The 19,044-nt window shown below is 61.5% G+C and carries 20 protein-coding genes and 2 tRNA genes; 12 read left to right on the top strand and 10 right to left on the bottom strand.

Annotated elements, in window-relative coordinates; genetic code table 11:
• Positions 1–20: 20 nt before the first annotated feature.
• From AC27VO_RS02615 to AC27VO_RS02605, 3 genes are all read right to left on the bottom strand, one after another.
• Positions 21–269, bottom strand: a complete 249-nt coding sequence (locus tag AC27VO_RS02615) for a helix-turn-helix domain-containing protein (RefSeq protein WP_488665145.1) — start codon at positions 267–269, stop codon at positions 21–23.
• Positions 266–1,321 (bottom strand): tRNA dihydrouridine synthase DusB, encoded by a 1,056-nt coding sequence (gene dusB / locus AC27VO_RS02610; RefSeq protein WP_488665144.1) that lies wholly within the window; start codon positions 1,319–1,321, stop codon positions 266–268. Before dusB ends, AC27VO_RS02615 begins: the two co-directional genes overlap by 4 nt.
• Before the next feature lie 138 nt (positions 1,322–1,459).
• Entirely contained in the window at positions 1,460–2,008 is a 549-nt protein-coding gene (locus tag AC27VO_RS02605) for a M15 family metallopeptidase domain-containing protein (protein WP_488665143.1), read from the bottom strand.
• Between the two features lie 60 nt (positions 2,009–2,068).
• On the opposite strand from AC27VO_RS02605, the gene AC27VO_RS02600 reads away from it, so the two are divergent.
• Positions 2,069–2,599, top strand: a complete 531-nt coding sequence (locus tag AC27VO_RS02600) for a YqaA family protein (protein ID WP_488665142.1) — start codon at positions 2,069–2,071, stop codon at positions 2,597–2,599.
• Positions 2,600–2,667: 68 nt separating this feature from the next.
• Here the strand turns inward: AC27VO_RS02600 and AC27VO_RS02595 are convergent, their stop codons facing one another.
• The 4 genes from AC27VO_RS02595 to AC27VO_RS02580 all read right to left on the bottom strand — a co-directional run bounded on the left by AC27VO_RS02595 (position 2,668) and on the right by AC27VO_RS02580 (position 6,266).
• On the bottom strand, positions 2,668–3,576 hold the full coding sequence (locus tag AC27VO_RS02595; RefSeq protein WP_488665141.1) for an NUDIX hydrolase: 909 nt from the start codon (positions 3,574–3,576) through the stop codon (positions 2,668–2,670).
• Positions 3,577–3,591: 15 nt separating this feature from the next.
• Positions 3,592–4,686: a redox-regulated ATPase YchF gene (ychF, locus tag AC27VO_RS02590; protein ID WP_488665140.1), complete on the bottom strand. Its 1,095-nt coding sequence runs from the start codon at positions 4,684–4,686 to the stop codon at positions 3,592–3,594.
• Between the two features lie 330 nt (positions 4,687–5,016).
• Positions 5,017–5,322, bottom strand: a complete 306-nt coding sequence (locus tag AC27VO_RS02585) for a hypothetical protein (RefSeq protein ID WP_488665139.1) — start codon at positions 5,320–5,322, stop codon at positions 5,017–5,019.
• Positions 5,323–5,372: 50 nt separating this feature from the next.
• Positions 5,373–6,266, bottom strand: coding sequence for an MOSC domain-containing protein (locus AC27VO_RS02580; protein ID WP_488665138.1), 894 nt, complete (start codon positions 6,264–6,266; stop codon positions 5,373–5,375).
• A gap of 108 nt (positions 6,267–6,374) precedes the next feature.
• Here AC27VO_RS02580 and AC27VO_RS02575 point away from each other — a divergent pair, with 108 nt between their 5' ends.
• The 6 genes from AC27VO_RS02575 (at position 6,375) to AC27VO_RS02550 (ending at position 11,183) form a co-directional block, all read left to right on the top strand.
• Entirely contained in the window at positions 6,375–7,514 is a 1,140-nt protein-coding gene (locus AC27VO_RS02575) for an FAD-dependent monooxygenase (protein ID WP_488665137.1), read from the top strand.
• Between the two features lie 79 nt (positions 7,515–7,593).
• Positions 7,594–8,307, top strand: a complete 714-nt coding sequence (locus AC27VO_RS02570; RefSeq protein WP_488665136.1) for a DsbC family protein — start codon at positions 7,594–7,596, stop codon at positions 8,305–8,307.
• A gap of 89 nt (positions 8,308–8,396) precedes the next feature.
• On the top strand, positions 8,397–10,151 hold the full coding sequence (locus AC27VO_RS02565; protein ID WP_488665135.1) for a M61 family metallopeptidase: 1,755 nt from the start codon (positions 8,397–8,399) through the stop codon (positions 10,149–10,151).
• 66 nt (positions 10,152–10,217) lie between these two features.
• Entirely contained in the window at positions 10,218–10,997 is a 780-nt protein-coding gene (locus tag AC27VO_RS02560; protein ID WP_488665134.1) for an enoyl-CoA hydratase, read from the top strand.
• 26 nt (positions 10,998–11,023) lie between these two features.
• A tRNA-Met gene (locus tag AC27VO_RS02555) sits at positions 11,024–11,100 on the top strand.
• A 6-nt stretch (positions 11,101–11,106) separates the two neighbouring features.
• A tRNA-Met gene (locus tag AC27VO_RS02550) sits at positions 11,107–11,183 on the top strand.
• A 58-nt stretch (positions 11,184–11,241) separates the two neighbouring features.
• Here the strand turns inward: AC27VO_RS02550 and AC27VO_RS02545 are convergent.
• From AC27VO_RS02545 to ffh, 3 genes are all read right to left on the bottom strand, one after another.
• Positions 11,242–11,655, bottom strand: a complete 414-nt coding sequence (locus AC27VO_RS02545; protein ID WP_488665133.1) for a hypothetical protein — start codon at positions 11,653–11,655, stop codon at positions 11,242–11,244.
• A gap of 74 nt (positions 11,656–11,729) precedes the next feature.
• Positions 11,730–12,308 (bottom strand): C40 family peptidase, encoded by a 579-nt coding sequence (locus AC27VO_RS02540; RefSeq protein ID WP_488665132.1) that lies wholly within the window; start codon positions 12,306–12,308, stop codon positions 11,730–11,732.
• 195 nt (positions 12,309–12,503) lie between these two features.
• A complete protein-coding gene (gene ffh, locus AC27VO_RS02535) occupies positions 12,504–13,895 on the bottom strand; it encodes a signal recognition particle protein (RefSeq protein ID WP_488665131.1) in 1,392 nt (463 codons plus the stop codon).
• Between the two features lie 247 nt (positions 13,896–14,142).
• Between ffh and AC27VO_RS02530 the strand changes: the two genes are divergently transcribed.
• From AC27VO_RS02530 to ampD, 5 genes are read left to right on the top strand one after another with little or no spacing between them, the layout of a single operon-like run.
• The gene (locus AC27VO_RS02530) at positions 14,143–14,958 is read left to right on the top strand and encodes a cytochrome C assembly family protein (protein ID WP_488665130.1); all 816 of its coding nucleotides are present in this window, start codon (positions 14,143–14,145) and stop codon (positions 14,956–14,958) included.
• Positions 14,955–15,185: a PP0621 family protein gene (locus AC27VO_RS02525; RefSeq protein ID WP_488665129.1), complete on the top strand. Its 231-nt coding sequence runs from the start codon at positions 14,955–14,957 to the stop codon at positions 15,183–15,185. The genes AC27VO_RS02530 and AC27VO_RS02525 overlap by 4 nt, the downstream gene beginning before the upstream one ends.
• Positions 15,186–15,213: 28 nt before the next feature.
• Complete coding sequence (locus tag AC27VO_RS02520) at positions 15,214–16,941, top strand: sensor histidine kinase (RefSeq protein WP_488665128.1); 1,728 nt, start codon at positions 15,214–15,216, stop codon at positions 16,939–16,941.
• A gap of 8 nt (positions 16,942–16,949) precedes the next feature.
• Positions 16,950–18,407: a sigma-54-dependent transcriptional regulator gene (locus tag AC27VO_RS02515; protein ID WP_488665127.1), complete on the top strand. Its 1,458-nt coding sequence runs from the start codon at positions 16,950–16,952 to the stop codon at positions 18,405–18,407.
• Positions 18,397–18,987 (top strand): 1,6-anhydro-N-acetylmuramyl-L-alanine amidase AmpD, encoded by a 591-nt coding sequence (ampD, locus tag AC27VO_RS02510; RefSeq protein ID WP_488665126.1) that lies wholly within the window; start codon positions 18,397–18,399, stop codon positions 18,985–18,987. The genes AC27VO_RS02515 and ampD overlap by 11 nt, the downstream gene beginning before the upstream one ends.
• The last annotated feature ends 57 nt before the right edge of the window (positions 18,988–19,044 follow it).

Below are 19,044 nucleotides of genomic sequence, written 5' to 3'. Positions count from 1 at the left end.
ATACAGGAACCCTCGATGCTTCAAAGCATCTCGTGTTCCAGCAGCTTTTTGCGCAATGTGTTGCGGTTCAGCCCCAGCCATTGGGCGGCACGCGACTGGTTGTTGTCCGACTGCTGCATGACCACGTCGAGCAGTGGTTTTTCCACCAGGCGCAGCAACATGTCATACATGTTGCTGGGGGTTTCGCCACCCAGATCGCTGAAATAGCTCTCCAGACTGGCGCGAACGCATTCTTCAATGCTTTGGTTGTTGTTTGCTTGGGTGCTCATGCAGCCAATTCCTCAATCTCTTGCTCTGCATCTGCTGCCGCAATCACTGCGGGCAGACGCTCCATCTGCTGGCCCAGCTGCGCTAAATAGTCAGCCACAGCCTGCCACTGCACTTGGCAGTCGTCGATGGTGTTGATGTGTTTGCGAAATTCTTCCCCGCCCGGCAAAGCGCGTAAATACCACGCAATGTGTTTGCGCGCACTGCGCACGCCGGTCAGCTCGCCGTAGAGGCTGTAGTGGTCTTGCAGGTGATCCAGCAGCAAAGTGCGCAACTCGGTCACCAAGGGTGGTGCCAGGTGCGTGCCCGTGGCCAGAAAGTGGCTGATCTCGCGAAAAATCCACGGGCGGCCCTGCGCAGCACGGCCCACCATGACGGCATCTGCGCCGGTGTAGGCCAGCACATCACGGGCTTTTTCCGGGCTGGTGATGTCGCCATTGGCCACCACCGGCACTTGCACGGCCTGTTTGACGGCGGCAATGGTGTCGTACTCGGCAAAGCCTTTGTAGCCTTGCTCGCGGGTGCGGCCATGCACGGTGAGCATCTGGATGCCCACATCCTCAAAACGGCGGGCCAGCAGCTCGGCATTCTTATGGGCATCGCACCAGCCGGTGCGCATCTTCAAAGTGACGGGCACGTTGAAGGGGCGCGCAGCTTCCACCACCGCCTGGGCAATCTCCACGGCCAAGGGCTCGTTTTGCATCAGAGCGGAACCCGCCCACTTGTTGCAGACCTTCTTGGCAGGGCAGCCCATGTTGATGTCGATAATCTGCGCGCCACGCTCGATGTTGTAGATGGCGGCTTCGGCCATCATCGGCGCGTCCGTGCCTGCGATCTGCACCGAGATCGGGCCCGGCTCGCCCGCATGGTTGGCGCGGCGACTGGTCTTGAGACTGTTCCACAAATCCTTGCGGCTGGTGACCATCTCGCTAACCGCGTAACCGGCGCCCAGCGCCTTGCACAACTGGCGAAACGGCCGATCCGTCACGCCCGCCATGGGGGCAACAAACAGGTTATTCGTCAGGGTGTGCTGACCAATGCGAAGCGCAGTCATGGGTAAGGCAGGCGAAGAAAAGAGGCGCGGCAGGGAAAGCGAAGTATTGTAGCTGCTCAAAAAATGAGCACACCAGCGCGCTACAAAGACACTAGCAAAGAATCAGGTAAAAGCGCGTGTGCGCACGCGCCAAGGCATTCACCGGCTGGTGGCCGCAGGCACAAAAGCCCACCAGTGCCCGCTCACCCCATTCCAGCCGCGCCCCCGCATGACGCCAGCCAGCCAGCTGCGGTTGAACTGCACATCGGGGGAGACATCCTCCTCCTGGGCTGCGGCGGCTTTGTGCGCCAGGGCGGGCAAGGCCATGTGTACATCTCCCATGTCCACCTCTTCGCCATCCGCCAGGGGGCCGCGCACGAAATTAGAGGCCGTTTCACTGTCGACAACCTGCACCCGCACATCCAGCACCTGCTGCATCTGCCCTCCCGCTGTCTGCACAAAGGGGCAGGCTTGCGCCACCAGACGCATGCCTTGCGACTGCACCAGCACGCTCACCAGCTGCAGAGCATGCCGGGCGTTGGACTGCCCCAGCAAGGGCGCGCAATCTTCAGCGATATGCCGTGCTTCTGCCGGCGAAGGCATGGTGCTGTCTTTGGCGATGGCGCTGCAGCCCATGGTCAGCACCACACACAGCGCAACACCGACTTGCTGCGCCGCACCATTCCTGCTTGTAAATGCGATGTTCATACCCCCAGCTTAGGCTAAGCCTCTGCCGCGCGCCAGCAGACAGCCCCCTACACTGCGGGGATGGAAGCGTGGTTTCAAGAAATTTTGCAATGGCTGGCACTGCCGCAGTTTGGTCTGAGCACTTTGTTCGTGGTGGCACTGGTGTCTGCCACCTTGCTGCCCCTGGGCTCCGAACCAGCGGTGGTCGGTCTGCTGCAGCTCAACCCCGAACTGTTCTGGCCCGCGATTGGCGTAGCCACGGCGGGCAACACCATCGGCGGTGCCATCAGTTGGTGGATGGGCCGTGGTGCCCACCAGGCCTGGAACCTGGCGCGCCAGCGTCGCCGCCAGGGACTGCCGCCGCTGCAAGGGCAGCAGCCTCCCCGCACACTCAGCCGCGCCGAGCGGCGTGCCCGCATCTGGCTGCGCAAATGGGGGGCCAAAACCTGTTTGCTGAGCTGGCTGCCCGTGGTGGGCGATCCGCTGTGTGCTGTTGCGGGCTGGCTGAAGCTGCCGTTCTGGCCCTGCGTGTTCTATATGGCGATTGGCAAGTTCCTGCGCTATTTGCTGATGACCAGCGCCATCCTCTGGGCGCTGCCATCGCCGCTGTGAGACTTTGAGCGATTTCCGGCTCTAGCCTAGATACAGCAAGCGCTTTCAGCTCTTGTTTTTATCAGCGACTACGCACCACGCGCCAGCGGCAGCTTGCTGCCCGCCGTGGCCCGCTCCTGCAGCACATCGCTGCGAAAGCGAAACAGCTTGGCCGGGCGCCCCGCAGCACCTGCGGTGAGCTGCCCTGTCTCTTCGACCAGGGCTTGCTGCTCCATCAACCTGCGAAAGTTCTGCTTGTGCAGATCACGGCCTGCCAGCGCTTCCACGGTCTGCTGCAGCTGCAGCAGCGTGAAGGCGGGCGGCATCAGCTCAAACACCACGGGGCGGTATTTGATCTTGGCGCGCAGCCGCGCAATGCCGGTGGCCAGAATACGGCGGTGGTCGTGCTGCATGGCGCGCCCCGGCAAGACCGCCCGGGCCATGATGCCACGGCGCGTAGCCTCTTCCACCAGCCCGGCTTCAAACAGCAGCTCGTAGCGCTGCAGCACCAGGTCTTCGTTCCAGACCTGGTCTTTCAATCCAAAATTAATAGCTACCCGCGCTTGCCGGTATTGCTTCAAAGCCTTGTTCGAGGCTTCATCCGCCCAGGCTTGCAGGTGGGCAATGCAGTCAGCCAGCACGGCTGGGGCGCCTTCGCGCCAGTCTTCCCATGGAAAGTAGCTGTACCAGTCCTGCCAACTGGTGTCGCCTTGCGGCGGCTGCTCGGGCTCACACGTCAGCCCCAGGTAGCTGATGGACAGCACATGGGCCGCTTCCTGCCGCTCGCGGTCGGCAAAGGTGTAGAGCTGCTCCACATAGCCCAGGCTGTGCTGGGTCTGGGTTTCCACCCAAGCACGCAGGCCCGCCTGCAGCGAGCGGTGCACCATCTGGAAAGGCCCCGCAGGCAGGGCCTGCCCACCGCGGGTGGTGAGCACCCGAGGGCTGCCCTGGCTGACCGCTGCCAGCACCGCCACCAACTCGGCGTGCACACCTTGCATGCGGGTGGCAGTCGTTTAGACGTTGAACAGGAAGTTCATCACATCGCCGTCTTTGACGATGTATTCCTTGCCTTCTGCACGCATCTTGCCGGCATCTTTGGCGCCTTGCTCGCCCTTGAAGGCGATAAAGTCGTCAAATGCAATGGTTTGCGCACGGATGAAGCCACGTTCAAAGTCACCGTGGATCACGCCAGCAGCCTGGGGCGCGGTAGCACCCACGCGCACGGTCCAGGCGCGCACTTCCTTCACGCCAGCGGTGAAGTAGGTTTGCAGACCCAGCAGCTTGAAGCCAGCGCGGATCAGGCGGTTCAGACCGGGCTCTTCCAGACCCAGTTCCTGCAGGAACATGTCGCGGTCTTCATCGTCCATCTCGGACATTTCGGCTTCGATCTTCGCGCAAATAGCCACCACTGGGGCACCTTGTGCGTCGGCATAGGCCTTGAGCTGGTCCAGCAACGGGTTGTTTTCAAAACCGTCTTCCGACACATTGCCCACAAACATGGCGGGCTTGGCGGTGATCAGGCAGAAAGGCTTGAGCAGCGGTGCGTCTTCCTTGGACACGGGCACCACGCGCGCAGGCTTGCCTTCATTGAGGGCCGCCTGGATAGGCTCCAGCAAGGACACCAGCTTGGCCGCTTCCTTGTCGTTGCCCGAGCGGGCTGCCTTGGAGTAGCGGTTCAGAGCCTTGTCCACCGTCGCCAAGTCGGCCAGGCACAGCTCGGTCTGAATCACTTCGATGTCGGCAATCGGGTCCACCTTGTTGGCCACGTGGATCACGTTGGGGTCTTCAAAGCAGCGCACCACGTTGACGATGGCATCGGTTTCACGGATGTGGGCCAGGAACTGGTTGCCCAGGCCTTCACCCTTGGAGGCACCCGCCACCAGGCCAGCAATGTCCACAAACTCCACAATCGCGGGCACCACGCGCTCGGGCGTGATGATGTCGGCCAGCTGGGTCAGGCGCGGATCAGGCACTTCCACCACACCGGTGTTGGGCTCGATCGTGCAGAAGGGATAGTTCTCGGCGGCGATGCCAGCCTTGGTCAGCGCGTTGAAAAGGGTGGACTTGCCGACGTTGGGCAGGCCCACGATGCCGCATTTGAGGCTCATGGAAATTCCTTAAATATCAATGCACTATCTGGCACCACACAGCCGTGGTGGAAGTGCCCGATCCGCATTGAGGCGTATTCGGTGTTCTGGGGCAGATGTGACGTGGACGCTCTGTTTTTGCAGAGTTTTGTGCCCGTTTTGTCACGAAAAACTATGCCGATTGTAATGATCAGCGAATCTCTGCTGGTGCGGGGCAGATTGCGGCGCGCGCATGTCCACCCCAAAAACAAAGGCCAACCAAGCCCGCCTGGTTGACCTTCAAGCATCAAAAGCAGCTCCAGCGCTTACGCAGCAAACGCTAGCAGCTACCAATTTAGCGATTGGTGCTTATTATTTGCTTGCGCGGGGCTTGCACTGCAGCTGCAGCAAGCGGTGCGTGGAGCTGTCGACGCTGGCACCTGGTTCACGCAGGGGACGAATGCGCAGATCGAGGAAACCGCGGTCTCCGCACAGCTGCTTGATGGTGGCTTCGCACTTTTGCAGGTCGTCGTAACGCGTGTCGCACACCATGGCGTGCTCATAGTCAGGCTTGGCCACGTAAGGTGCGCCTTCCTTGGCCGTCGTGTCCACGGCCCCCTGTGTGGCACAACCTGCCAGAGCCAGTGCAGCGGTCGCTGCCAACAATAGGTATTTCATGGTGAACTCCTCCAAAAATTGAGCGGCATCTTAACGAAGAGCTGCGCGCTTTAGTCAAATTTAAGTTGCCCGCCTACAACTTGCCCTACGCGCAACACCTGGCCCGCGCCCTGCGCCACGACAGCATTCATCCCGAAAGTGATGGCGCCACCCAGGCGGGAATCCTGGCGGTAGCTTGCAATGGCATTCCCCACTTCGGGGCTGGACTGGGCCGTGGCCGGATCGATGTTTGGAATGGGACAGCGCGAACAGGGCTTGCCCAGACGAATGGCCACCGGCTCTGTCGCATCCACCCACAGCGTGTCGATAAAGTCTTCTTCATGCTCGGCCAGTCCATCCAGCACCACATTGGCACGAAAGCGCAAGCCATCCACAGCGGCATGGCCCTGGGCTTGCAGCTTGTCGTTCAGCGCCTCGAAGGCCGCGCTGGTGGTGACCAGCAAGGGGTAGCCGTCGGCAAACTGATTGGGCGCCTGAATGCCCCCTGTCCACTTCGTGCTGGACCAGCGCTGCTGCGCCGGATCAAAACGCACCAGGCGGCATGTGCGCTGCAAGGCCTGGCTGAACCATTGCGCGGCCGCCTCACCCATGTCCCAGGCCTGCACCTGGCTGTTCCAGACCTGTACGGGCCGTTGCGAGGCCGCACTGTCCATGAAAGGCAACGCCAGCGGCACGCTGAAATCTTCCAGCCCCGGGCATTGCAGGTGCAGCTGCCCGCCTTCGGCATCAATGCGCGGTTGAATCAGGGCCATTTGCGGCACCTCACGCTGGGTAATGAACACCCCCTGCGGATCCACCACCATCCAGGCTCGATCCCACTCCAGACCGGTGGCCAGCAAAGTGGCCTGCTGCACTGCAATACCCGCGCAGGACTTGATGGGGAACACCCACAGCGCACCAATGGTGCCCGTGACATCGGCTTGATCAATCGGAGAAACGGTCATGCGCCTATTGTGACGCGCGGAATGTGCGCCCCGCGCATTCCGCACCGGCTGACAGGCAGGAAACCGTCCTGCCGCAAGGCAGACCCCAGGCCTCCTACAATGCACAGCATGGCGCAAACCTTTGACGTATGTATCCGCGGAGCCGGCATTGTCGGCCGCACCCTGGCACTTTTATTGGCTCGCGAGCGGCTGCGCGTCGCTTTGGTCGCAGCACCACGCGCTGCATCCACACAAGCGGATGTCAGGGCCTACGCACTCAACACCAGCTCCAAGCAATTGCTGGAATCCTTGCGCACCTGGCCTGATGCCCAGCACGCCACTCCCGTCAAACACATGGAAGTGCATGGCGATGTGGACGGCAGCGTGCACTTTGATGCCGCCGCACAAGGCGTTGACTCCCTCGCCTGGATTGTTGATGTCCCTGCGCTGGAGCAGCGCCTGGCGGAAGCCGTGCGCTACCAGCCGCAGGTGGAAGTCGTGGAGGCCCCGGTCGCAGCCCCGCTCACCGCCATCTGCGAGGGCCGCGCCAGTGCGACCCGTGCCGAATTTGGTGTGGACTTTGACATCACCCCCTACGGGCAGCATGCGATTGCCACCCGACTGCGCTGTGAGCTCACCCACCACCAAGTGGCACGCCAGTGGTTTTCACCGCAAGGCATTCTGGCCTTTTTGCCCGTAGAAGGCGAAGGCGGCCACAGCGTGGCCGTGGTGTGGTCGGTCGCTCAAGCCGATGCCCCGCAATGGCTTGAGGCCGATGAAGCCCGCTTCACCCAGGCATTGATGGACATCAGCCAGGGCAGCCTGGGCCAGCTCAGCCTGCAAGGCCCCCGCATGTCCTGGCCGCTGCAGCAGGCCGTGGCCAAGCGCTGGTGCGGCCCATTTCCGGGCACTGCCGCAGATCGCAACCCCACCAGCTGGGTACTGGCGGGGGATGCGGCACACAACGTACATCCCCTGGCGGGCCAGGGGCTGAACATTGGCCTGGCCGATGTGCAAGTGCTGTCGCGCATTTTGCAAAGCCGCGGCGACTGGCGCAGCACCGGTGATTTGAAGCTGCTGCGCCGCTACGAACGCGAGCGCAAGGCTGGCCTGGCCCCCCTGGGCTTGGCCATGGATGGCCTGCAACAACTGTTCACCCGCCCTGAAGCCCCTTTGCAGACCCTGCGAAACTGGGGGCTGCGCGGCTTTGAGCGCAGTGGCTTGCTCAAGGACTGGACGGCACGCCAGGCCATGGGCCTGGAGCGCTGAGCGTTTTGACACGCCGGGGAACCTTTCCCTCTCCGGCGAACCCAACCCCTGTTTGTATTTATCACTGGAAATCTCTGCCATGAAATTGTTTGCCGCGGCATTGCTGGCCACTGCTGCTTGGGGCTGCGCCATCGCTGCCCAACCCCAAGACCAAATCACCAAGACCTTGGCGGAGCGTATTCCCCAGCTGCAGCAAGTGGATGAGGTCAAATCCACCCCAATGAAGGGCCTGTACGAAGTGCGCGTGGGCACCGATGTGTTCTACGCCAACGAAACCGGTGACTACCTGATCCAAGGCGAGTTGATCGATACCAAGGCCCAGCGCAACCTGACCGAAGACCGGATCAACCAGCTCACGGCCATCGACTTCAAGAACCTACCCCTGAAAGACGCCATCAAGATCGTGCATGGCAAGGGCGAGCGCAAGCTGGCGGTGTTTGAAGACCCCAACTGCGGCTACTGCAAGCGCTTTGAGCGCGATCTGCAGAATGTGGACAACGTCACGATTTACCTCTTCCTCTACCCCATCCTGAGCCGTGACTCGGCTGAGAAGTCGCGCAATATCTGGTGCGCCAAGGATGGCGCCAAGACATGGCATGACCTGATGCTGCGCGACAAGGCGCCTGCAGCGGCCAGCTGCGATATCGATGCCATCCAGCGCAATCTGGCGCTGGGCCGCAAGCACAAGATTACGGGCACCCCCACTTTGATCTTTGCGGACAACACCCGCGTGCCGGGAGCCATTCCCGCCAGCGAAGTGGAAAAATACCTCAACGCGGCCCACAAAAAATAATGTGACCACCACAGGCTGCCTCGGCAGCCTGTTTAATTTGCGGCATGACCGCCCGGCATCCCGTGGATTGCTTCTCCACCCACACCACCATGCTCCACACCAGCTCTGCCCTTCACTACCGCGTTCAGTTGCATGACCTGCATGCGCACCTGTACCGCGTCACGCTCACCATTGCACAGCCCAGTGCCCAGCAACGCGTTTCGCTGCCGGTGTGGATTCCTGGCAGTTACCTGGTGCGTGAATTTGCGAAGAATCTGCAGCATCTGCACGCGCTCCAAGACGGGCAAGCCGTGCCACTGCAGCAACTGAGCAAGCACCAATGGGAAGTGCGCTGCGATGCAGCCCAACCGCTGGTGCTGGAGTACGAAGTCAGCGCTTATGACACGTCGGTGCGCACGGCCTGGTTGGATCAACGCCGCGGCTTTTTCAACGGCACCAGCTTGCTACTGCGTGTACACGGACAAGAAGCGCAGCCACATCGCCTACAAATTCAGCCATCGGCCCAGGTTCCACAGTGGCAGCTGGCCACCGGCCTGAGTGCCATCGCCATCGACGAACGCGGCTTTGGCACCTATGCGGCCGACCACTACGACCAGTTGGTGGATTGCCCTGTGGAGATGGGTGATTTCTGGAGCGGCAACTTTGTGGCCAGCGGGGTACCCCACCGCTTTGTGGTGGCCGGCGCGCCCGCCTCGTTCGATGGAGAGCGCCTGCTGCGCGATACCCAGAAGATCTGTGAAGCAGAAATCCATTTCTGGGGCGTGGCACCGCATGCCAGCTATGTGTTCATGCTCAACGTCACGCACGACGGCTATGGGGGACTGGAGCACTGCAACTCCACCGCCCTCATCTGCAGTCGCCCGGACTTGCCTCGCCGCGGCGTCGACAAAGCCAGCGATGGCTACACCCAGTTGCTGGGACTAATCAGCCATGAGTACTTCCACACCTGGAATGTGAAGCGCCTGCGCCCCGCCGAACTGGTGCCGTACAACTATGACCAGGAGAACTACACCCAGCTGCTGTGGTTCTTCGAGGGCTTTACCAGCTACTACGACGACTTGCTGCTGCGCCGCGCTGGCCTGATTGACAACGCCAGCTACCTCAAGCTGATCACCAAAACCCTCAACCAGGTTCAGCAAACCCCAGGGCGCAAGGTGCAAAGCGTGGCCCAATCCAGCTTTGATGCCTGGGTCAAGTACTACCGCCAGGACGAGAACACCGCCAACGCCACCGTCAGCTACTACACCAAAGGCGCTTTGGTGGCCATGTGCCTGGATCTGAAGCTGCGCCAAGAAGGCCAGACCACACTGGACGCCTTCATGCGGGGTCTGTGGGCACACTGCCAAGGCAGTGCGATGACCGAAGCCGATGTGCTGGCCGTGCTGCAAGCACAGACTGGCCGCAGCTGGGAAGCCGAAATTCAGGCATGGGTGCACGGCACGCAAGAGCTGCCGCTGCCCGAGCTGCTGGCTGCCCATGGCGTGCAGGCCCAGACCGACAAACCCGCAGCAGCACAAGCGCTGGGGCTGCGTGTGCAGGAGAGCCACAGTGTTCTCATCAAACAGGTGCTGCGCAGTGGTTTGGCCGAGCAAGCAGGCTTCATGGCGGGCGACGAGTGGTACGGCATCGAGCTGCCAGACACGCCCACCGCGTGGCGCTTGACCAAACTGGAAGAGCTGGACCTGTATGTCGCGCAAGGCACACCCGCGATCACCGCCTTGGTGGCACGCGACCGCCAGCTGCTGCGTTTGCCCCTGGCGCTGCCCGGCGCCGAAGCGCCCATCTCCAATTACAAGCTCACAATCTCGGACGCTGCCGCGGTCGACCACTGGCTGGTGCTGTAAGCCTGGCTTGCCAAGTGCTTGGGTATAGTCATGTGTGCCACACCCATGACTATTAGGAGACAAGCCTTGGCATACGAAACGATCGAAGTCCGCGTGGAAGCGGACAAAGTGGGCATCATCACCCTCAATCGCCCCAAGCAACTCAACGCCTTGAACGACCAGCTCATGAACGAGCTGGGCGCGGCCCTACAGGCCTTTGATGCCGATGAAGCAATCGGCTGCATGATCATCACCGGCAGCGAACGCGCTTTCGCAGCAGGGGCCGACATCGGCGCCATGGCCAAGTACAGCTTTGCCGATGCCTACAAGGGCGACTACATCACCCGCAACTGGGAAACCATTCGCAGCATCCGCAAGCCCGTGATTGCCGCTGTCAGCGGCTTTGCGCTGGGCGGCGGCTGCGAGCTGGCGATGATGTGCGACTTCATCATTGCCGCCGACAACGCCAAGTTTGGCCAACCAGAAATCAAGCTGGGCGTGATCCCCGGTGCCGGCGGCACCCAGCGCCTGCCGCGCGCCGTAGGCAAATCCAAAGCCATGGACATGGCCCTGACGGCCCGCATGATGGATGCCACCGAAGCCGAGCGCGCCGGACTGGTCAGCCGCGTGGTGCCTTTTGACAAGCTGGCAGACGAAGCCCTGGGCGCCGCCATCACCATCAGCGGCTTCTCCCAAATCGCTGTGATGGCCGCCAAGGAATCGGTCAACCGCGCCTTTGAAGGCAGCCTGAACGATGGCGTCATGTTTGAGCGCCGCCTGTTCCACGCACTGTTTGCCACCCAAGACCAAAAGGAAGGCATGGACGCATTTGTGAATAAGCGCCCCGCGAACTTCGTTCACCTCTAAAACTTGATATATAATCGCGTTCTCTTGGTCGTATAGCTCAGTTGGTTAGAGCGCAGCATTCATAATGCTGATGTCGTAGGTTCAAGTCCCACTACGACCACCAGAGTTCGGTCGTATAGCTCAGTTGGTTAGAGCGCAGCATTCATAATGCTGATGTCGTAGGTTCAAGTCCCACTATGACCACCAAAACATAAAACCCCGCAGTGTGCAAACGCTGCGGGGTTTTTCTTTGCCTGCTGGGGCGCTACTTGGTGACACCGCCGTCCAGCTTGTTCTTTTCCCCGTCGCCCTGGGCATTGGTGATGACAGCCGCCATGCCCGCTGCTGGGGTCACCCCACCCTGCTTTTCTGCAGGTTCTGCCGTACTGGCCTGGGGCTGTACCACGGGCTGATTGGCCACCGCTGCCGGCAAAGGCACCAGCGCAGGCAGGGGCTCCCGAATGTCAGCCTTGGCCAGCGGCAGCACATCGCTGCTGCGCAAGAACTTGTTCGAGCCGAATATCGGTTGGGTCGGCGGTGGCTGATCAAAATGCGCGGCCTGCCCCATGGGGAAGGTATCTGCACGCATTTGAATACCCGTATCTTCACAACCCGACAGCAGGGCCAGCGCGGCGGCAATGCCGAGGACAGGTCGATGGATGGCTTGTTTCACAGGCATGGCTCAATCCTCCAAAAAGGACATGCTGACCATGCCGCATTGCCCTGTCTGTCAGGCAATACCGCAAGCGGGACCTATGCAAAGATGCTGCGCGCCTCGGTGAATCGCTTGGCGAAGTAGACGTTGTCCATGCGCACACGCTGCACGGTGCCGCCTTTGGAGGGGGCATGCACAAACTGGCCATTGCCCACAAAAATGCCCATGTGCGAGTACGCACCGCCCAAGGTGTTGAAGAACACGAAATCGCCACGCTCCAGGCCCCGGCCCTGCACTGGCGCGCTGGACTGCGCCCACTGCGAGGTGGTACGCGGCAGGCGCCCTTCATGAATGCCTTTGACGGCCCATTGAATCAACCCACTGCAGTCAAACCCACCTTCGGGCGAGTTGCCACCGTAGGTGTACGGCGTATTCACCACCAGCATGGTGCGCGCCAGCATGGCTTCGCGCAGATCGCCATGCAGTTGCAAGGCATCCGCGCCTACTGGCAAGCGCGAGCCAGCGCTGCGCGTGCCCGACGTTGCTGCACTGCTGCGCCGTGCACCGCTTTCACGCGTCCCGCTGGCGCAACCGGCCAGCACGGCCGCCGCCCCCAGCAACAACCAGGTACGGCGCAAAGACAGTGGCTGTGGGTCAGAAGAAGATGGTGCGTGCATGCGTTGCATTATGGGCAAATGCCTTGGAAAAGTAAAAAAGAAGAGCTGCTTGCACTGATGCATACAGCCATTCAGATACAAATCGATGCAAACCACAGATTTCACCAGCGCCAGCAGCTCTCTTTTTTAATGAACGGGCAAAAAAAACCGCATGGCTGTGAAGCGATGCGGTTACAGGGGCCGTGCGGCAATGCTTTAGAAAGGCAGCTTGGGCATGCCACCGCCGCCCATCATGCCCTTCATGGCTTTCATGCCGCCCATCTTCTTCATCATCTTCATCAGGCCGCCGCCCTTCATTTTCTTCATCATGGTCTGCATTTGCTCAAACTCTTTGAGCAGGCGGTTGACCTCTTGCACCTGCACGCCCGCGCCATCAGCAATGCGCTTTTTGCGGGTGGCCTTGATGATCTCGGGGCGCTTGCGCTCCTTCATGGTCATGGAGCAGATGATGCCTTCCTTGCGCTTGACTTCGCGCTCGGCCTTGTCCATGTCAACGGCTCCAGCCTTTTCCATCATCTCGGACGGCAGCTTGTCCATCAGGTTGGACAGACCACCCATTTGCTTCATTTGCTGCAATTGCGCCAAAAAGTCGTTCAGGTCAAAACCGTCGCCGCTCTTGAGCTTCTCGGCCATCTTCTGCGCGGCTTCCATGTCCACGCCCTTGGTGACTTGCTCCACCAAGGCCACGATGTCGCCCATACCCAGCACGCGCTGCGCATGGCGCTCGGCGTCGAAGACTTCCAAGCCATCGAGCTTTTCAGAAACACCGGCAAACTTGATAGGCGCACCGGTGATCTGGCGCACAGACAGCGCAGCACCACCGCGCGAATCACCGTCCAGCTTTGTTAAAACGATACCAGTCAGCGGCAGCGCTTCCTTGAAAGCTTTTGCGGTGTTGATCGCATCCTGACCTTGCATGGCATCGACCACAAACAAGGTTTCCACCGGGTTCAGGGTGGCGTGCAAATCTTTGATTTCGGCCATCAACAGCTCGTCAATGGCCAGACGGCCCGCCGTATCCACCAGCAGCACATCAAAGTAGTGCTTCTTGGCGTAGTCCAGGGCAGCCACCGCGATGTCGTGCGGTTTTTGGTCGGGCGTAGAGGGGAACCATTCCGCACCGGCCTGGGCGGTGACGGTCTTGAGCTGTTCAATCGCCGCAGGGCGGTACACGTCACCCGAGACGGTCAGCACCTTCTTCTTGCGCTTTTCAATCAGGTGTTTGGCCAGTTTGGCCGTGGTGGTGGTCTTACCGGCACCTTGCAGACCGGCCATCAAGATGATGGCGGGGGGCTGTGCATTCAGGTTGATGTCTGCCACGCCTTCGCCCATGGTGGCGGCCAGCTCGGCATTCACAATCCCCACCAGTGCCTGGCCAGGCTTCAAGCTGCCCAGCACTTCCTGGCCCAGCGCTTTGTCCTTGACCCGGGCGATGAAATCACGCACCACGGGCAAGGCCACGTCCGCTTCCAGCAAGGCCATGCGCACTTCGCGCAGCATGTCTTGCACATTGGATTCGGTGATGCGGGCCTGGCCACGCATCTCCTTGACGAGTCGCGAGAGTTTGTCGGTGAGTGCGGATGCCATAAGCAGATGTGTCCGAAGAGAGAAACTGTGCGCCGTGTGCGGCTGAACCCGGTGGGCCCGGCGCCTGGGGCAGGGGGCCAAGCCCGTACTGCCCGCCGCGGGCAGCCCTGTACAAACAAGCTGTCAATTCTACCCGCTGCCCACGCGGCACGCCCTGTCCCCCGACAAGTACACACGCACGATGACCCAGCAAGGTCTGCACGCAACAGCTGCTGCAGCACGCAGGCGGGCAGCTATGATTGCAGACATGGAGTCTTCCACCCAATTTTTCGTCGGCACACCGGTTTGGGCCATGGCTTTGGCCCTGGCATCAATCGTGGCCTACCTCGTCCCCGCCTTTGGTGCCCAGCGCTTGGCAGAGGGCCACACGCGCATCGCCATGCGCTCCGCCTGGATCCTGCACTTGCTGACCGTGGCCGCAGGGCTGATCGCCACCCCGGCGCGCTTTGGTTTTGCCCCGGCCTTGTCCATGACGGCATGGCTGATGCTGACCATGTATGCGATTGAGCAACAGCTCTACCCCCGCATGCGCGCGGTGGGCGTGCTCTCGGTGCTTGGCGCCATCGCCGTGCTGCTGTCGCAGCTGTTCCCGGGCAAACCGATAGCCGTGCACGTCTCGGCATGGCTGCCGCTGCACCTGGCCCTGGGTATTGCCTCGTATGGACTGTGCGCCGCTGCCGTGGTGCATGCAGGCCTGATGTCCCGCGCCGAACGCCGCATGCGCAGCGCCGTCAATGACGAAAACGGCATGCCCCTGCTGATGCTGGAGCGCCTGACCTTCCGTTTTGTAACTGCGGGCTTTGTGCTGCTCACCGCCACCTTGCTGGCTGGCTGGCTGTTTGGCGAGTCGCTGTATGGCCGCGCCTGGCACTGGGACCATAAAACCGTCTTTTCGCTGCTGGCCTGGATCGCGTTTGCCGGTCTGCTGATCGGTCGCTCACGCTTTGGCCTGCGCGGCCGCCATGCTGTGCACCTGATTTACGCTGGGGCTGCGCTGTTGCTGCTGGCCTATGCGGGCTCACGTTTTGTTTTGGAAGTCGTCATGCTGGGGCGCTTGTCATGAAGTATTTAATCGTTGCGCTGGTCGTGATCATCGCCATCGGCATTTGGCGCAATAACCGCCGCAAGGTGACGCCACCCACGCCCGCCCCCAAACCGCGCCTGCGCAACCCCGAAGACATGGTGACTTGCGCGCACTGCGGGCTGCACCTGCCTGCCAGCGATGCCATCACCAGCCCGGACCGCAATCACTATTGCAGCACCGAGCACCGCCACCTCGGCCCGCGCTAGTTCTTACCACCTCACCTGCCTGCCTCACGTGACCACACTTCCCCTTCACAGTGCACGCCGGCTTTGGCAGGCTTTTCTTTCAGCACGGGTCCTGGTTGCCACCCTGCTGATCGCACTGCTCGCCACCCAGACCTGGACGTCCACCGGCCTGCCGCCCAGCACGCATTGGCTGTGGCTTTTCACCACCGGCTATTTGGTCATCGCCCTGCTGGGCTGGGTGGTGCTGCACCAAAAGCCCCCGGCCACGTACTGGCGCTGGCCATGGCTGCTGCTGCTGGCCTCCGATGTGCTGGCTATCTGCTTTTTGCAAGAAATGCAAACCGGCAAGATGCATTACACGCCTTTGCTGGCGCTGCCCATCTTGACCGTGGCGGTGCTTGGCACAATGCGCCTTGCACTGGCCACCACCGCCGGCATCACCTTGATCTTGCTAGGCATCGACATTCTTCACGCCCTGCGTACGGGCAGCACCACCAGCGAGGAGTACATGCAGACCGCGCTGGTGTGCGCGGGCTTTTTTGCCGTGGCCTACCTGACGCGCCAGCTGGCCCAGCGCCTGGCCTACCAAGAGCGCCAAGCACGTGCCAACCGCCAGGCTGCACTGACCCAGGCCCAGGTCAATAGCTTGATTGTGGCCAACCTCTCCGAAGGTGTGCTGGTGGTCGACAAGCAATACCAGGTCCGCATGGCCAACCCCGCCACTTGTGAGCTGCTGGGGGTGCCCGCACCTCTGGGACTGCACAATTTGCAGCATGGCGACTGGCAGCCCCTGCGGGACCTGGTGGATCAAACCTATGCCTGCGGCCAGGCGCTGAGCCAGCACATTCACCTCATGCCCGCCGGTCAAAGCCCGACCGGGCTGTATGTACGCACCTGGCTGACCACGCACTTCGACCACGATGTGCTGATACCTGAGCTGGAGCATGACAACACCCCGGACAGTGTCCTGGCGCCGCACGCCTGGTTGTGCGTCATGTTCCTGCATGATCTGCGGGAAGTCGAGGCGCGCCTGCGCACCGAAAAAATGGCGGCCATGGGCCGCATGTCAGCCGCCGTGGCGCATGAAATCCGCAACCCGCTGGCGGCCATCGTGCAGGCCAACGCTTTGCTGGCCGAAGAACTCACGCAAGCCCCCCAGCAACGCCTGAGCCACATGGTGGAACAGAATGCCCAGCGCCTGGCACGCATTGCCGAAGATGTGCTGGACATTGCGCGCGTACAGCAGCAAATCCAGCACAGCGACTCCCGCACCCTGGCACTGGATGAGGAGCTGGAGCACATCTGGAAAGAGTGGCGCCAGCAGCACACTGCATGTACACAGGGTGTCTTCAGCCCCCAATGTGCACACGCCTATGTTGCATTTGACAGCGAGCACCTGCGCCGCGTGGCGGTGAATTTGCTCGATAACGCGGCCCGCCATTGCCAGGGCCTTCATGAAGATGCGCTGCAACTGCTCTCGGGCATGGGCCCCGATGAGCAATTCTGGTTTCAGGTCTGGAGCGAAGGACCTGCCGTAGAAGCCTCGGTGCAAAAGCACTTGTTTGAGCCTTTTTTTTCCTCGCAAAGCCGCTCCACCGGACTAGGCCTGTATATCTGCCGCGAGCTGTGCCAACGCCACGGCGGCAACATCAGCTACAGCCGCATCGACCGCCTGACAGCCCGTGGCATGCAATCTGGCAATGCCTTCACCGTGCACTTTCGTGGCCGAGTGCTGCACTCAGCCAACGCTTCCCTGTTTGATCCGGTTGTGATCTGATCTGGGGCATGCGAACCTCCCCCGCCACCATTCTTGTTGTTGACGATGAGCCGGATCTGCGCACGCTCTATGAGCTGACACTGCTGCGCGAAGGCTATCGCGTCGAGACAGCCGGCACCCTGGCCGAGGCACGCGCGCAGCTGCAAATCTGCCGGTTTGATGTCTTGATCACAGACATGCGCCTGCCCGACGGCATGGGGATGGAGTTGCTGCGCGAGTTGCGTGAGCAACGCCGCAAGGAGCGTGCGATTGTCATGACCGCCTACGGCTCTGCCGAGAACGCGGTCGAGGCCCTGCGCTATGGGGCCTTCGACTACCTGACCAAGCCGGTGGACCTCAAGCAGTTCCGCACCGTGGTGGCGTCGGCCGTGCAAAGCGAGGCTGCCGCTGCCGCGCCGCAAGCGGCACCCTCCACCGCCACCCAGCCTCCGAGCGGCGGCACGGGAGAGTTGCTGAATGCCTCGGCAGCACTGGACCGGCTGGTGGGCCATTCGGTGGCCATGCAGCAAGTCAAACAACGCATCCAGAAGGTGGCCCAAAGCATGGCCCCCGTACTGATCACGGGCGAGTCCGGCACTGGCAAAGAGTTGGTGGCCCGTGCGCTGCATGCATGCAGCCACCGTGCCCACGCCCCCTGGGTGGCCGTGAACTGCGGCGCCATTCCGGAACATCTGCTGGAGGCCGAGTTTTTTGGCGCACGCAAGGGTGCCTACACCGGCGCCACCACCGATCGCGAAGGTTTCTTCAGCGCCGCACGCGGCGGCACCTTGTTCCTCGATGAGATTGGCGAGCTACCACTGCCCATGCAGGCCAAGCTGCTGCGCGCCATTCAGGAGCGCTGCGTGCGCCCACTGGGCACCACGCAGGAAGAGCCGGTGGATGTGCGCATTGTCAGCGCCACCCACCGCGACCTGGCCACCGATGTACAAGCTGGGCGTTTTCGCCAGGACCTGTACTACCGCCTGAATGTGATCGACATCCCCATCCCGCCGCTGCGCGAGCGGCGCGAAGATTTGCCAGCCCTGTGCAGCGCCCTGCTGCAACGCATCGCAGGTGATGGCATGGCGGCCCCGCTGCCGCTGTCCGAGCAGGTGCTGGCCCAGTTGCAGCAACAACCGCTGCTGGGGAATGTGCGCGAACTTGAGAATTTGCTGCACCGCTCCATCGCGTTGAATGAAGAGATCGCCACCTCGGCCAACACCGAGCAGGAATCTCCCATTCCACCCACCACCGTCCACACACAGACCTGCGAGCCGTTGCCCAGCGATCTGCAAGCCTGGCTGGACCAGCAAGAGCGCGCCATCTTGCTGCGTGCCCTGCAAGCGTGCAACTTCAACCGCACCGCGGCTGCGGCACGCCTGGGCATCAGCCTGCGCCAGATTCGCTACCGTATCGCGCGCCTCAATATTTCACTCTCCCCCGAAGACAGCGAGTCATCCAGCGACAATGCGCTGTATGACGCGTAACACCGAGACCCCCTCCCCCACCTGGCAGCAAGGCTGGCTCTCCAGTGCCCAGCACCTGCCGTCGCCCAACTTCGGGCCGCGTCCTGCGGGCATCTGCGTGGATCTGGCCGTGGTGCACTCCATCAGCCTGCCGCCGGGGCAGTTCGGCACCGGCTGCGTGCAACAGCTGTTTACCAATCAATTGGACTGGGATGCCCACCCTTACTTTCAAGGCATTCGGGGGCTGGAGGTGTCTTCCCACTTTTTCATCACCCGCCACGGTGTGGTCTGGCAGTTTGTCAGCTGTGATGACCGTGCCTGGCACGCCGGCCAATCGCAGTGGAACGGGCGCACCAACTGCAATGACTTCTCCATCGGTATCGAGTTGGAAGGCCTTGAAGGGCTGACGTTTGAATCAGCGCAGTACCAGGCACTGAGCCAGCTGTGCCATGCCTTGGCAAAGCAATACCCCGTTACCCAGATCGCCGGGCATGAGCACATTGCCCCTGGCCGCAAGCAAGACCCCGGCCCTGGTTTTGACTGGCCCAAGCTGCAAACTTTGCTGCATGGATTGAAATTGCAGCTTCCATCCAAAACATGAGCAGCTAGCACCCAGAAACAGTGGGCTTGATGCAGTAATAGATTCAAAAACCTTCCA

This window comes from Comamonas sp. 14P8.1.4 (assembly GCF_057799285.1).
Note: the sequence above shows the minus strand (reverse complement) of the source record. Positions and strands in the feature narration are given on the sequence as shown.